Annotated in this window: 13 protein-coding genes; 3 read left to right on the top strand and 10 right to left on the bottom strand. The window is 73.6% G+C overall.

The window, feature by feature from the left end:
• Positions 1-217: 217 nt before the first annotated feature.
• The 8 genes from hemB to Q9S36_RS25605 form a co-directional block, all read right to left on the bottom strand.
• Entirely contained in the window at positions 218-1,210 is a 993-nt protein-coding gene (gene hemB, locus Q9S36_RS25640) for a porphobilinogen synthase (RefSeq protein ID WP_311287664.1), read from the bottom strand.
• 28 nt (positions 1,211-1,238) lie between these two features.
• Positions 1,239-2,897, bottom strand: a complete 1,659-nt coding sequence (locus tag Q9S36_RS25635) for a uroporphyrinogen-III synthase (protein ID WP_311287663.1) — start codon at positions 2,895-2,897, stop codon at positions 1,239-1,241.
• Positions 2,894-3,871, bottom strand: a complete 978-nt coding sequence (gene hemC / locus Q9S36_RS25630) for a hydroxymethylbilane synthase (RefSeq protein ID WP_311287662.1) — start codon at positions 3,869-3,871, stop codon at positions 2,894-2,896. The genes Q9S36_RS25635 and hemC overlap by 4 nt, the downstream gene beginning before the upstream one ends.
• On the bottom strand, positions 3,868-5,154 hold the full coding sequence (locus Q9S36_RS25625) for a glutamyl-tRNA reductase (RefSeq protein ID WP_311287661.1): 1,287 nt from the start codon (positions 5,152-5,154) through the stop codon (positions 3,868-3,870). The genes hemC and Q9S36_RS25625 overlap by 4 nt, the downstream gene beginning before the upstream one ends.
• Positions 5,151-5,825, bottom strand: a complete 675-nt coding sequence (locus tag Q9S36_RS25620; protein ID WP_311287660.1) for a redox-sensing transcriptional repressor Rex — start codon at positions 5,823-5,825, stop codon at positions 5,151-5,153. The genes Q9S36_RS25625 and Q9S36_RS25620 overlap by 4 nt, the downstream gene beginning before the upstream one ends.
• Before the next feature lie 182 nt (positions 5,826-6,007).
• Positions 6,008-6,976, bottom strand: a complete 969-nt coding sequence (locus Q9S36_RS25615) for an LLM class flavin-dependent oxidoreductase (protein ID WP_311287659.1) — start codon at positions 6,974-6,976, stop codon at positions 6,008-6,010.
• 15 nt (positions 6,977-6,991) lie between these two features.
• Positions 6,992-7,252 (bottom strand): glutaredoxin family protein, encoded by a 261-nt coding sequence (locus tag Q9S36_RS25610; RefSeq protein ID WP_311287658.1) that lies wholly within the window; start codon positions 7,250-7,252, stop codon positions 6,992-6,994.
• Entirely contained in the window at positions 7,249-8,817 is a 1,569-nt protein-coding gene (locus Q9S36_RS25605) for a class I adenylate-forming enzyme family protein (protein ID WP_311287657.1), read from the bottom strand. The genes Q9S36_RS25610 and Q9S36_RS25605 overlap by 4 nt, the downstream gene beginning before the upstream one ends.
• Positions 8,818-8,885: 68 nt before the next feature.
• Here Q9S36_RS25605 and Q9S36_RS25600 point away from each other — a divergent pair, with 68 nt between their 5' ends.
• The 3 genes from Q9S36_RS25600 to Q9S36_RS25590 all read left to right on the top strand — a co-directional run bounded on the left by Q9S36_RS25600 (position 8,886) and on the right by Q9S36_RS25590 (position 11,945).
• Positions 8,886-9,773 carry an HAD-IB family hydrolase gene (locus tag Q9S36_RS25600; protein WP_311287656.1) on the top strand — a complete coding sequence of 296 codons (888 nt, stop codon included), beginning with the start codon at positions 8,886-8,888 and terminating at the stop codon, positions 9,771-9,773.
• 92 nt (positions 9,774-9,865) lie between these two features.
• Positions 9,866-10,639, top strand: a complete 774-nt coding sequence (locus Q9S36_RS25595) for a sigma-70 family RNA polymerase sigma factor (protein WP_311287655.1) — start codon at positions 9,866-9,868, stop codon at positions 10,637-10,639.
• A gap of 79 nt (positions 10,640-10,718) precedes the next feature.
• Positions 10,719-11,945, top strand: a complete 1,227-nt coding sequence (locus Q9S36_RS25590) for a DUF5667 domain-containing protein (protein WP_311287654.1) — start codon at positions 10,719-10,721, stop codon at positions 11,943-11,945.
• A gap of 27 nt (positions 11,946-11,972) precedes the next feature.
• Here Q9S36_RS25590 and Q9S36_RS25585 read toward each other — a convergent pair whose 3' ends face one another.
• Positions 11,973-13,133 (bottom strand): lysophospholipid acyltransferase family protein, encoded by a 1,161-nt coding sequence (locus Q9S36_RS25585; protein ID WP_311287653.1) that lies wholly within the window; start codon positions 13,131-13,133, stop codon positions 11,973-11,975.
• Positions 13,126-14,091, bottom strand: a complete 966-nt coding sequence (locus tag Q9S36_RS25580; RefSeq protein WP_311287652.1) for an SDR family oxidoreductase — start codon at positions 14,089-14,091, stop codon at positions 13,126-13,128. Before Q9S36_RS25580 ends, Q9S36_RS25585 begins: the two co-directional genes overlap by 8 nt.
• Positions 14,092-14,099 lie beyond the last annotated feature (8 nt).

The raw sequence follows: 14,099 nt of genomic DNA, 5'->3' as shown, positions 1-14,099 counted from the left end.
TGCTCAACCATCGGGCGAGAGCCCGGATCGCCCCGGGCTCCTCAACCCGCGCGCTCGGCGCCCGACGTCGTCTGGACTGACGAGCGAGCGAGCGCGGCGAGCGCAGCGAGACAGCTCGGGAGCGAGGAGGGAACTCGGGAGCGAGGAGGGAAGACGACGTCTTCAGGGGCGCCGAGCACGCGCGAGCGGAGCGAGCGCCATCAAGCACCGAGCGCCATCAGCTCAGCAGGCGGGCGGCCTCGGAGGCCCAGTAGGTCAGCACCACGTCGGCACCCGCGCGGCGGATCGAGGTGAGGGTCTCCAGGATGGCGGCCTCGCGGTCGATCCAGCCGTTGGCGGCGGCGGCCTCGACCATGGCGTACTCGCCGGAGATGTTGTAGGCGGCGACGGGGACGTCGACCACGTCACGCACCCGGCGTACGACGTCGAGGTAGGCGAGGGCGGGCTTGACCATCACGATGTCGGCGCCCTGCTCGACGTCGAGCAGCACCTCGCGCACGCCCTCGAGGGCGTTGGCGGGGTCCTGCTGGTAGGTGCGCCGGTCGCCGACGAGGGAGGAGTCGACGGCCTCGCGGAAGGGGCCGAAGAACGCCGAGGCGTACTTCGCCGAGTAGGCCATGATCGAGACGTGGCTGTGGCCGGCTGCGTCGAGCGCCTCGCGGACGACCGCGACCTGGCCGTCCATCATCCCGCTCGGGCCGACCATGTCGACGCCGGCCGCGGCCTGTGCGAGGGCCATCTGGGCGTACGCCGCCAGCGTCTGGTCGTTGTCGACCTCGCCGTCGGGCGTGAGCAGGCCGCAGTGGCCGTGGTCGGTGAACTCGTCGAGGCAGAGGTCCGACATGACGGTGAGCTGGTCGCCGACCTCGGCGACCACGTCGGTGATCGCGAGGTTCAGCACGCCGCCCGGGTCGATGCCGCCGGAGCCGATGGCGTCCTTGTGCTCGGGGATGCCGAACAGCATCACGCCGCCCAGGCCGAGCTCGGCGGCCTCGAAGACGGCCTTCTTGAGCGAGTCGCGCGAGTGCTGGACCACGCCCGGCATCGACGAGATCGGACGCGGCTCGTCGAGGCCCTCGCGGATGAACACCGGCAGCACCAGGGAGCTGGGGTGCACGTGGGTCTCGGCGACCATGCGCCGCAGCGCCGGCGTGCGGCGCAGCCGCCGGGGTCGGACGAGCGGGCCCTGGACGTTGGTCTCCTCGGTCACGGCTCCATCCTTCCCCAGCGGTGGTCGGCTACTTCGCGCGGGCCTTGCGCCGCCCGGACGCCGTGCGCTCGCTGGGGCGGGTGACCGGCTCGCCGGCCTCCAGCATCGCGAGTCGGCGGGTGGCGCCGAAGTCGGCGAGGGCGTCGACCAGGACCTCCACGTCGGGCGTGGGGGCGAGGACGTCGACCCGCAGGCCGTGCTCCTCGGCGGTCTTGGCCGTCTGGGGGCCGATCACGGCGATGATCGTCGACGGGTGCGGCTTGCCGGCGATGCCGACGAGGTTGCGCACGGTCGAGGACGAGGTGAAGACCACGGCGTCGAACTTGCCGGTCTTGATCGCGTCGCGCACCGGCGCCGGCGGCGGCGTCGCGCGCACCGTGCGGTAGGCGGTGACGTCGTCGCACTCCCAGCCCAGGTCGACCAGGCCGGCCACCAGGTTCTCGGTGGCGATGTCGGCGCGGGGCAGGAAGACCCGGTTGATCGGGTCGAGCACCTCGTCGTAGGGCGGCCACTCGGCGAGCAGGCCGGCGGCGGACTGCTCGCCCGAGGGCACGAGGTCGGCGCGCAGGCCCCAGGCCGCGATGGCCTCGGCGGTCTTGTCGCCGACGGCGGCGATCTTGAGGCCGGAGAACGCACGCGCGTCGAGGCCGTACTCCTCGAACTTCTCGCGGACGGCCTTGACCGCGTTGACGGAGGTGAAGGCGATCCATTCGTACCGGCCCTCGACCAGGCCGCGGACGGCCTTGTCCATCTGGAGCGGGTTGCGCGGGGGCTCGACCGAGATGGTCGGCACCTCCTCGGGGACGGCGCCGTACTCGCGCAGGCGGCGCGAGAGCGAGCCGGCCTGCTCCTTGGTGCGGGGCACCAGCGCGCGCCAGCCGAACAGCGGCTTGGTCTCGAACCACGACAGCGTCTGGCGCAGGTCGACGACGTCGCCGATGACCGTGATCGCCGGCGGCGCGATGCGCGCGGCGCGGGCGTCGGCGGCGATGTTGGCCAGCGTGGAGACGAGGGTGTGCTGCTCGGTCGTGGTGCCGACGCGGGTCATCGCGACCGGCGTCTCGGGGGCGCGGCCGGCCTCGATGAGGGCGGCGGCGGTCTCGCCGATGGTGCCCACGCCGGACAGCAGCACGAGCGTGCGGTCGTCGGCGTACGCGCTCCAGTCGACCTTGTCGCCGCAGGTGACGACGGCCATCTCCTTGTGGCGCTTGGTGGTCAGCGGGATGCCGGCGTAGGCCGGGACGGCGCTGACGGAGGAGACACCGGGCACGACCTCGAAGCCGACGCCGGCCTTGACGCACGCCTGCGCCTCCTCGGGCCCTGAGGCGTAGAGGAACGGGTCGCCGGTCATCAGGCGGACGACGCGCTGCTTCTTGCCGTGGCGTACGACGACCTTGGCGCGGGCCGCGTGCGTCAGCGGCTGGCCGTCCTCGCCGAAGCCGCCGTCGACGATCTCCGGGCCGTCCCACTGGCCGTCGGCATCCTCGGTCAGGCCGAGGACCGAGCGGACCAGGTCGACGTGCTCGGGGGCCTCGGTCACGATGACCTCGGCGCCCTGGAGGAGCTCCACGGCGCGCACCGTCAGCAGACCCGGGTCACCGGGTCCGCTGCCGACGAACGACACCCAGCCGGGGGTCGCGCCCTGGCCCGTCGTGCCAGTGGCCTGCGGGTTCTGTACTCGCGTCATGCGTGCTGGTTCCTCACTGGTGGTCCCTGTTCAAGTGCAGGTGGTGCCGTCATCAGGTCTGCTGCTCCCTCGGCGAGCATCTCGCTCGCGAGGCGTGTGCCGAGCCCGGCCGCGTCCTCGACCGGGCCGGTCGCGCTCATCCGCACGGAGAGGACGCCGTCCTCGGAGAGGGCCACGGCGCGCAGCCACAGCTCCTCCCCGTCCTCGCCCTCGACCACCTCGGCGAGCGCGCCCAGCGGGGCCGAGCAGCCGGCCTCGAGGGTGGCGAGCACCGCGCGCTCGGCGGTGACCGCGGCGCGGGTGGCGGGGTCGTCGAGCAGGGCCAGGGCGGCCACGAGCTCGGTGTCGTCGGAGCGGCACTCGACCGCGAGGGCGCCCTGCCCGGGGGCGGGGAGCATCTGCAGGGGGTCGAGCACCTCGGTCGCCTCGTCGAGGCGGCCCAGCCGTGACAGGCCGGCCCGTGCCAGGACGATCGCGTCGACCTCGCCGTCGCGGACCTTGCGGATCCGGGTGTCGACGTTGCCGCGGATGCCCTGCAGCTCCAGCCCCAGGCCGAGCGCCGCGAGCTGGCTGACGCGGCGCGGAGAGCCGGTGCCGAGCCGGCTGCCCACCGGGAGCTCGCCGAGGGTCAGGCCGTCGCGGGCCACCACGACGTCGCGCGGGTCCTCGCGGGTCGGGGTCGCGGCCAGCGCGATGCCCTCGGCCGGCGTGGTGGGGATGTCCTTGAGCGAGTGCACGGCGACGTCGACGCGCCCGTCGAGCAGGGCGTCGCGCAGGGCGCTGACGAAGACTCCGGTGCCGCCGAGCGAGGCGAGCGGGGCGGCGCTGCGGTCGCCCTCGGTGGAGACCTCGACGAGCTCGACCTCGCGGCCGAGGCGCTCGCGGACCATGTCGGCGACGTGGCCGGACTGGGTGGTGGCCAGGGCGGACGCACGCGTGCCAAGGCGCAGGGGGCGCAGGGAGGTGGCGGTCATGACTGTCCCTCCGCCCGGGTCATCGCGTCGACGGCCTCGGGGTCGAGCCGGAAGAGCTCGGCCAACGCAGCGGTGTAGGAGACCGCGGGCTCGGCGTCGGCGAGCTCCTTGACCCGGACCGTCGGCTCGTGGAGCAGCTTGTCGGCGACCCGGCGCACGGTGTGCAGCACCTCGGCGCGGGTCGCGTCGTCGAGCTGGGGCAGCCGCGCGGACAGGCGCTCCATCTCGGCGTCGACGACGGCGGTGGCCATCGAGCGGAGGGCGACGACCGTCGGGGTGACGCTCGCCTGGCGGCGCACGGCGAGGAACGCGGCGATCTCCTGGCCCACGATGGTGCGTACGTCGTCCACGCCGGCGGTGGCCTCGAGGCCGCGCAGCTCGTCGGCGAGACCGGCCAGGCTGATCAGCTCCACGCCCGGCAGCTGCCCCACGGCCGGCTCCACGTCGTGGGGCAGGGCGAGGTCGATGACGGTCAGCGGGCGCTCGCTCGCGCCGCGCGCGGTCACCACGTCGGCGAGCCGGACCAGCGGCTCGGGGGCGCCGGTGCACGAGACCACGATGTCGGCCTCGGCGAGCTCGGCGGGCAGGGCGTCGAGCGGCACGGCCGAGGCGGCGTACTCGGACGCGAGGCGGTCGGCGTTGGCCGAGGTCCGGTTGAGGACCGCGATCCGGTCGGCCCCGCCCCGGGAGAGGTGGGCGACGGCGAGGGAGGCCATCGCACCGGCGCCGATGACGACCGTGCGCGCGCCCGCGACGGGGACGGTGCTGCGCTCGAGCGCCGCACTGACCAGCGACGGCGCGGCGCGGTCGATGTCGGTCTCGGCGTGCGCGCGCTTGCCCACGCGCAGCGCCTGCTGGAAGAGCGTGTTGAGGGCCGGGCCGACGGTGCCGTGCTCCTGGCCGATCCTGAGCGCGTCACGCGTCTGGCCGAGGATCTGGCCCTCGCCGACGACCATCGAGTCCAGGCCGGCCGCGACCTGGAACAGGTGCGACACGGCGCCCTCGTCGTAGTGGACGTAGAGGTGGGGCAGGAGCGCCTCGGTGGACTTCTCGGCGCGGGCGACGAGCAGCCCGGAGAGGTCCTCGACGCTGCCGTGGAAGCGGTCGACCTCGGCGTACACCTCGAGGCGGTTGCAGGTGACGATGGCGGTGGCCTCGCTGACGTGCTCACCGCCCATCACGTCGGCGATCAGCTTCACGGTTCCGTCGGCGTCGAGGGCGAGCTTCTCGAGGAGCTCGACGGGCGCCGACTTGTGGGAGATCCCCACGACGAGGACGCTCACGAGACCACCTCCGATGCGGGAGCGACCGCCTTGCGCTGCTCGTGGTAGGCGAGGATCTGCAGCTCGATGGACAGGTCCACCTTGCGCACGTCGACGCCGTCCGGCACGGACAGGACGGTCGGGGCGAAGTTCAGGATGCTGGTGATGCCGGTCGCGACCATGCGGTCGGCCACGTCCTGGGCCGCGACCGCCGGGGTCGCGATCACGCCGATGGACACGTCGTGCTCGGCGACGATCGACTCGAGGTCGTCGAAGGAGCGGACCTCGAGGCCGGCGACGACCTCGGTGTGCCGGCTCGGGTCGGCGTCGAGGAGCGCCACCACCCGGAACCCGCGGCTGCGGAACCCGGAGTAGTTGGCGAGCGCGTGACCGAGGTTGCCGATGCCGACGATGACCACGGGCCAGTCCTGGGTGACACCGATCTCGCGGGCGATCTGGTAGCGGAGGTACTCCACGTCGTAGCCGACGCCGCGGGTGCCGTAGCTGCCGAGGTAGGAGAGGTCCTTGCGGAGCTTGGCGCTGTTGACGCCGGCCGCCGCGGCGAGCTCCTCGCTCGAGCAGGTCGTCGTGCCGTCGTCGGCGAGGCCGGTCAGGGCACGCAGGTACACGGGAAGCCGCGCGACAGTCGCCTCGGGAATGTCCCGGGCAGAGTCGGGGGTCCGTGCGGTCACAGCTTGCTTCTCTCCAGCCAGGTGACGGGGATCGCCTGACCCGGTCACTGTAGGAGTTTGTGAACGGGAGAACAAAACGCGGACGAGCGGGCTAGCACATGTGAGAAGTCACACCCGCGCCGGGGTCGTCGCGGACTTGCGCGCGGGGTGCCCGAGGGCGTAACCGGGGGTGCGCGGACCGCTCACCGCAGCAGCTCCCGCAGCATCCGGTCGGAGGCGAGCAGCGCCTCCGTGTCGTACGTCGACGAGCTCGCCAACAGCTCGTCGGCACCGGTCCGCCCGGCCAGCTCCTCGAGTCGCCTCGCCACCGTCGCGGGGCTGCCGGCCACGGCCCGGTCCAGCGAGGCCTCGACCCGGCGTCGTACCTGGTCGGGCCACGGGCTGGCACGGATGGCGGCGACGTCCTCGAGCGGAGGGAACTCGCCGCTGCGGCGCGCCCGCGCCATCGCCCACGCCTCGGGCAGCACGAGCTCGCGCGCGGTGCGGTCGTCGTCGGCGACGAGCACGTCGAGGGAGACCGTCACCCGCGGCTCGCTGCCCCGGTGCGGGCGGAACGTGCGACGGTACGCCGACAGCGCACCGGGCAGCTCGTCGGAGTCGAGGACCGGGCCCCCGACGACCACGGGGAGCCCGAGGCGGGCCGCCACCTCCAGCCCGCGACCGGTGGCGAGCAGGTGCATCGGCACCACCCGGCCCGTGGCGGGGCGCGCGGTCACCTCGGCGGTGCCCTCGAGGTGCGCGCGCAGCTCGCGGAGGTCGTCCTCGAAGGTGTCGCCGTCCTCGTGGTCGCGGCGGAGCGCACGGCGCACCGGCGGGGTGAACCCAAGCGACCGGCCGAGCCCGAGGTCGACCCGGCCGGGGTGCAGCGCGTCCAGGACGAGGAACTGCTCGGCGACCACCAGTGGCTGGTGCAGCGGGAGCATCACCCCGCCCGACCCGATCCGGATGCGGTCGGTGCGGGCGCCCACGGCGGCGAGCAGCACGGCCGGGGACCCGGACGCGATCCCCGGGACGCCGTGGTGCTCGGCGACCCAGAACCGGTCGTAGCCGACCTGCTCGGCGTGCACGGCCCGGGCCACGGTGGCGGCGAGGGCGTCGCCGTCGGGGACGCCGTCGCGGGTCCGGGAACGGTCGAGCAGGGAGAGCCTCACGCCCTCCTCAACGCCTCAGGCGCCGAGAGCCTTCCGCAGCCGCGCCTCGTCGACGCGCCAGAAGTCGTGCTGCCGGCCGTCGACGAAGGTCACCGGGACCTCCTCGCCGAAGCGGTCCTCGAGGTCGGGGTCGGACTCGATGTCGACCTCGTCGAAGGACTCCCCCAGCTCCGCGCACACCCGCACGACGACCTCGCGGGCGTCGTCGCACAGGTGGCATCCCGGACGCGAGTAGAGGGTGACGCGTGCGCTCGTCGCCGCTGCTCGGCTGTTCACTCCAGGATCCCCAGGGCACGGCGGCGCTCGATGCCGCGCAGCCGCCCCTTCTGCACCTTGCCGGTGCCGGTGACCGGCAGCTCCTCGACGACCTCGAGGCGGGTGGGCTGCTTGAACCGGGCGAGCCGCTCGGCCGCGTGCGCGCGGACCGCGTCCGCGAGACCCGCCAGGTCGGCGCCGGCGGCAGGGACGACGTACGCCACCACGGCCTCGCCGGTCTCCGGGTCGGGCGCGCCGATGATGGCGGCGTCCGCGACCCCCTCGACCTCGCGGACCACGTCCTCGACCTCGGTCGGGTAGACGTTGAACCCGCTGACGATGACCAGCTCCTTGACGCGGTCCACGAGGAACAGGTCGCCGTTGGCGTCGAGGAAGCCGACGTCCCCGGTGGCGTACCAGCCGTCGGCGTCGGGTCCGTCGGAGCCGTCGGGCCAGTAGCCGCTGAACAGGTTCTCGCCCCGGATCTGGATCTGGCCCGGGTCCTCGCCCTCCACCTGCTGCCAGGTCTCGTCGACGAGGCGGATCTCGATGCCGGGCAGGGCGGCGCCGACCGACCCCGGGCGGCCGTCGCGGCTGCAGAGCGTGCTGGTCACGACGGGCGCGGCCTCGGTGAGGCCGTAGCCCTGGTGCACCGGGATGCCGGTGATCGCCGTGAACTGCTCGATCACCCGCGGCTCGAGCGGCGCCGAGCCGGACAGCACCAGCCGGACCGGGCCGAGGCGCTCGCGCAGGTGCTCGTCGGGGAGCCAGTGGGCAAAGACCGGCGGGGCGATCGGCACGACGCTGCACGCCTCGTCGTCGATCAGGTCGAGCACGGCCTGCGCCTCGAACTGCTCGACCAGCAGCAGCCGGGCGCGGTGGCGCAGCACCCCGCCGAGGACGGCGTTGAGGCCGTAGACGTGGAAGAGCGGAAGGACACCGAGCACCACGTCGTCGCCGTGCATCATCGGGGGCTCGACGGAGGCGACCTGCTCGATGTTGGCCAGCAGCGCGCGGTGGCTGAGCATCGCGCCACGCGGTCGCCCGGAGGTGCCGCTGGTGTAGAGGATGGCGGCCAGCTTCTCCGGATCCGGCAGCGGCGGCACCGGCCGTACGACGTCCGCGCGCAGCGCGTCGAAGGCGAGCTCACCGGCCCGGGGCGCGGTCCCGGTGACCACCACCGTCGGCGGCTGGACACGGGGCTCGGGCAGCTCGGCGAGCTCGTCGAGCGCGGCCCGCACGACCGCCAGCGCGGTGTCGTCGACGACGACGAGCCGGGTGCCGGAGTCGGCGATCATCCGGGCGACCTCGCCGGCGCTGGAGCGCGGGTTCACCGGTACGGCGACGACCTGCGCGCGGAGCACGCCGAGGTAGGCCGTGACGAACTCGACCCGGTTGCCCACGACGATCATCACGCGCTGGCCGGCGCGCACGCCCTGGGCGCCCAGGCCCGTCGCGATGCGTGCGACCTCGTCCTCGAGCGCGGCCCAGGTGAGGGTCCGGCCGCCGCTCTCGACGAGGGCCTGCCGGTCGGGCACGTCAGCGGCGGCCTCGGCCACGAGGGCGGAGATGTCGTTGCGCTGCATGCCGCGATCCTTCCACAGCCGCGTCCGACCCACCGGCCGATGACGGGAGCCGCCGCTAGGCTGCGGACGTGACCCCGACCGAGCGGCCCCGTCGGCTCAACCTCCGGCAGCGGTCCGTGCTCGCCGGCGAGGCCGCGGCGGCCTCGGCCGACGTCGAGCACGCGCTGTCCACGCCCAGCGACCCGACCGCCGCGGCGTTCTTCGACGTGGACAACACGGTCATGCAGGGCGCGAGCATCTTCCACCTCGCCAAGGGCCTGCACCGGCGCAAGTTCTTCACCACCCGCGAGATCGCCTCGGCGGCCTGGAAGCAGGCCTACTTCCGGGTCGTGGGCGTCGAGGACCCCGAGCACGTCGCGCAGGCCCGCAGCTCGGCGCTGTCCTTCATCGCCGGCCACACCACCGCCGAGCTCGAGGAGCTCGGGGAGGAGATCTTCGACGAGGCGATGGCGCACCGGATCTGGCCCGGCACCCGTGCCCTCGCCCAGCTCCACCTCGACGAGGGGCAGCGCGTGTGGCTGGTGACGGCGGCGCCGATCGAGATCGCCAGCATCATCGCCCGGCGCCTCGGGCTCACCGGTGCCATGGGCACCGTCGCCGAGCACGTCGATGGCGTCTACACCGGTCAGCTCGTCGGCGACCTGCTCCACGGCCCGGCCAAGGCCGAGGCGATCCGTGCCCTCGCGGAGCGCGAGGGGCTCGACCTCGCGCGGTGCTCGGCGTACTCCGACTCCAGCAACGACCTGCCGATGCTCTCGATGGTCGGCGACCCGTGCGCGATCAACCCCGACGCGCGCCTGCGCGCCCACGCCCGCGCGAACGGCTGGCGCATCCGCGACTACCGCACCGGGCGCAAGGCGGCGCGCGCCGGGCTGATGGCGGCGGCGGTCGCCGGCGCGGTGTCGGGCGCCGTCGCCGCCGGTGTCAGCGTCAAGGCGCACCGCCGGCTCTCCTGACGCCTGCGCTGTAACTCGTAGTTACTCGCGGGTTCACAGAGTGGCCTGCGCCACTTATCGTGGAGACTGCAGTATCTGGGAGGGACGACCGCATGCCGCGACAGGAGCTCGGGCGCACGCTCGAGGAGGGACTCGAGGCGCTCCGGCGCGCAGTCCTGGCTGCGCTCTCCCCGCAGGGCGTGCTGCTCATGGCCGAGGCCGCAGCGCCCGCGACGGGCGGCGGAACCGGTGGCCACGGCGGGCCGGGCACCCTGGGCCCGGGCCCGGTCGGCGACGAGGGCTTCGCCGCGTCGTCCGAGGGCGACGAGGCCGAGCGCGAGCGACTGATCGCGCTCGTCGAGCTGGCCCGCAGCGGCGACAAGGAGGCGTTCGGCCTCCTCTACGACCACTACCACGCCTCGGTCTACCGGTTCCTCTACTACCGCACCCGCTCGCAGACGCTCGCCGAGGACCTCACCTCGGAGACCTTCTTCCGCGCGCTGCGCAGCATGAACAACTTCCGGTGGCAGGGCAAGGACTTCGGCGCCTGGCTGATGACGATCGCGCGCAACCTCACCACCGACCACTTCAAGGCCGGCCGCACACGCCTCGAGATGTCCACCGAGGACATGACGCCCCACGACGACGCGACGGAGGGCCCCGAGAACGCCGTCATCGCCGGGCTCACCAACGAGGTGCTCCTCAAGGCGCTCACCGAGCTGCCGACCGAGCAGCGCGAGTGCCTCATCATGCGCTTCCTGCAGGGCCTGTCGATCGCCGAGACGGCGCTGGCCCTCGACCGCAGCGACGGCGCCGTCAAGCAGCTCCAGCTGCGCGGCGTGCGCAACCTCGCCAAACTGCTGCCGGAGGGGCTGAGGGACTCGTGAGCCGGCGCGTAACCTCCGCCTCGTCCCGTTCGTTCGTCTGGGTGGGAGCACCCACCAGATGTGAGACAGGACCAGCGCGATGACACCCGCCTTCTCGGCACGCCGGCGTGCCGACGAGTTCGAGGCACTCCTCTCCCGAGGCCCCGACGCACCGCTCGACGAGCGTGGTGCGGCGCGCTTCGCCGCCCTCCTCGACGTCGTCGCCGACCTCCGCGCCCTGCCCGAGGTGGCGCCGCGTGCCGAGTTCGTGGGCTCGCTGCGCGAGCGCCTGATGGCGGAGGCCGACACCGTCCTGGTCCGTCAGCCGCCGGCCCCGGAGCGCCTCGCGATGCCGGTCGCGTCCCGTCGCCGCGACCGTCGCATCGGGGTGCTCCTCGGGGGCGTCGCGATGGCCGGCGCCGCCGCGACCATGGGCGTGGCCGCCCAGACCGCGCTCCCGGGCGAGTCCCTCTACGGCGTCAAGCGCGGCATCGAGTCCGCAGAGGTCCGCCTCGCCGGCGACGACGCCGCCCGCGGGCGCACGCTCCTCGCCCAGGCCGACACCCGGCTCGCCGAGCTGGAGGAGATCGCCGGCGGCCAGGCACCCGAGGCGCTCGTCCCCGACACCCTCGAGACCTTCACCCGCCAGTCCAGCGAGGGCGTCCGCAGCCTGCTGGCGTCGTACGACACCACGGGCACCACGGCCGACGTCCAGGTCGCCCGCGACTTCACCGCCGCCAGCATGGACCGCCTCGAGTCGCTCGAGGGCCAGCTGCCCGAGAGCGCGCGTGACGAGCTGCTCGCCGCGGGTCGCACGCTGACCGACCTCGACATCGAGGCCAGCAACGCCTGCGTGACGTGCGGGGGCGGCATCACCACGACGCCGGAGTTCCTGCTGAGCAGCGCGCCGGTCGACCTGCTGAGCGGCCTCGACTCCGACGAGCTCACCCTCGAGCCGGCGGCCGCGCCGGTGTCCGGCCAGGACCTCACCGGCATCACGGTGCCCGAGGTGCTCCAGTCGCCGACGGTCCAGCCCACCGCGGCGGTCCCGACCACGACGCCCGAGGTACTGCCCAGCCCGACGCCGACGACCAAGCCCGACGTCCCCGGCACGGTCGACGACACCGTCGAGGACACCGTCGACACCGTCACCGACACGACCAGCGACGTGGTGACCCAGCTCGACGGCGTCACCGGCGGGGCGCTCGGCGGGCTCACCGGCACCGTCGACAACGCGACCGGCGGCCTGATCAGCGAGGTCACCGGCACCGTCGACGGGCTGACCGGCAACACGGTCACGAACGCGACAGGCGGGCTGCTGCCCTGACGGTCGGTCCCGCGATCCGGCCGAGACCTAGCTGAAGACCCCGTCGCGCTCGCGCAGCAGGTCGAACAGCGTGTGCTGGATCGTCTCGCGCACCTGGTCGGTGACGTTGAAGACCAGCATCGGGTCCTCGGCCTCGGCGGGGTCGTAGGCGTCGGTGCGGATCGGCTCGCCGAACTCGAGGATCCACTTCGACGGCAGGGGCACCAGCCCGAGCGGCCCCAGCCAGGGGAAGAACGGGGTGATCGGGATGTAGGGGACGCCCAGCAGGCGGGCCAGCGAAGGGACGTTGCCGACCAGCGGGTAGATCTCCTCCGCGCCGACGACCGACAGCGGGATGATCGGCACCCCGGTGCGCAGGGCCGCGGACACGAACCCACCGCGGCCGAACCGCTGGAGCTTGTAGCGCTCGCTGAACGGCTTGCCGATCCCCTTGAAACCCTCGGGCCACACGCCCACGAGGTCTCCCCCGGACAGCATCCGCTCGGCGTCCTCGGTGCAGGCCAGGGTGGCACCGCTCTTGCGCGCCAGCGAGCTGACGACCGGCAGCTTGAAGACCAGGTCGGCGCCGAGGGGCCGCAGGAACCGCCCGGCGTGGTCGTGCACGGTCAGCATCGTCATCAGCCCGTCGACGGGCACGGTGCCGGAGTGGTTGGACACGACCAGGGCACCGCCCTCGGCCGGGATGTTGTCGAGCCCGCGCACCTCGAGCCGGAACCACTTCTCCGCGACCGGGCGCAGCGCCGACATCAGGAACCGCTCGGTGAGCTCGCGGTCGAAGCCGTAGTCGTCGACCTCGTAGTCGCCCTCGAGGCGGCGCCGCACGAACGCCATCAGCCCCGCGAGCCGCCGCTCCCAGTCGTCGCCGAACACCTCGTGCGCGGCGCCCTGCAGGGCCGAGAGCCAGTCGCCCACCGGGATGCCGGGGAGGGGGCTGCGGTCGGAGGTGCGGGTCGGCTCGCGCGGTGGAGCCTCCTCCGCGACCGGGGGCTGCTCGGGAGCAGGGGTGGGCTGGGGAGCGGCCTTCCTGGCGGGGGCCTTGCGCGCCGCCGGCTTGCGGGCCGCCGGCGCGAGGTTGCGGGCAGCGGACGAGGGACGTGCCTTGCCGGTGCCGCGGCCGGGTCGACCGCCGGTGCCGATCGGGATGACCACGGCGTCCTCGCGGGCGTTCTCCTGCGCCTCCTCAGCCACGGCCGGCTCCCTCGAGCTCGCCCGGCGACAGCTCGCGGCAGAAGTCGGCGAAGGCCTCGGCCGTGGTGAACCGCGGCTCGAAGTGCAGCTGGGTGCGCATCCGGGTGGTGTCCACACCCCGACCGTAGGTGAGGAACCCCAGCTGCTCCGGGGAGAAGTCCGACAGGCGGGCCTGCCGCATCGTCGCGCCGAGGCGGCCGACGGCGAAGCGCGGCATCGCCACGGACGGCGTGCCGAGCCGGCGTACGGCCTGGCTCAGGGTCAGCAGCCCGTCGCCGGCGACGTTGAAGGTGCCAGGGGTCCCGGTGACGACGGCGTGGCGCAGGACCCTGAGCAGGTCGTCCTCGTGGAGGAACTGCAGGCGGGGGTCGAAGCCCAGCACGCGCGGGATCACCGGCAGCCGGAAGTAGTTGGTCAGCGGGCTCGACACGTGGGGGCCGATGACGTTGGCCGCGCGGAGCATGGTGACGCTGACGTCGGGGCGCCGGCGGGCGAAGCCGCGGACGTAGCCCTCGACCTCGAAGACGTCCTTGGCGTAGCCGGAGGACGGCAGGCGCTTGGGGCCCATGTCCTCGGTGAACATCGCCGGGTCGCGCGGGCTGGAGCCGTAGACGGTGGTCGTCGACTTCACGACCAGGCGCTCGACGGTCGACGACTTCTGGCACGCAGCGAGCAGCTGCATGGAGCCGATGACGTTGAGCTCCTTCATCGTCCCGCGCCCGCCGGCCGAGCCGGGCGTGGCGATCACGCTCATGTGGACGACGGTGTCGACGTCCTCCTTGGCGAGGACCTTCGCGATGACGGGGTTGCGGATGTCGGCGCGGACGAAGGAGACGTCCCCGATGTCGCCCCGCGGGGGGACGACGTCGACGCCGATCACTCGCTCGATGGACGGGTCGCCGGCCGCGGCGCGCGCGAAGCGTCGCCCTATGTCCCGGGAGATCCCGGTGACCAGCACGACCCGAC

This window comes from Microbacterium sp. ARD31, assembly GCF_031844425.1.
Note: the sequence above shows the minus strand (reverse complement) of the source record. Positions and strands in the feature narration are given on the sequence as shown.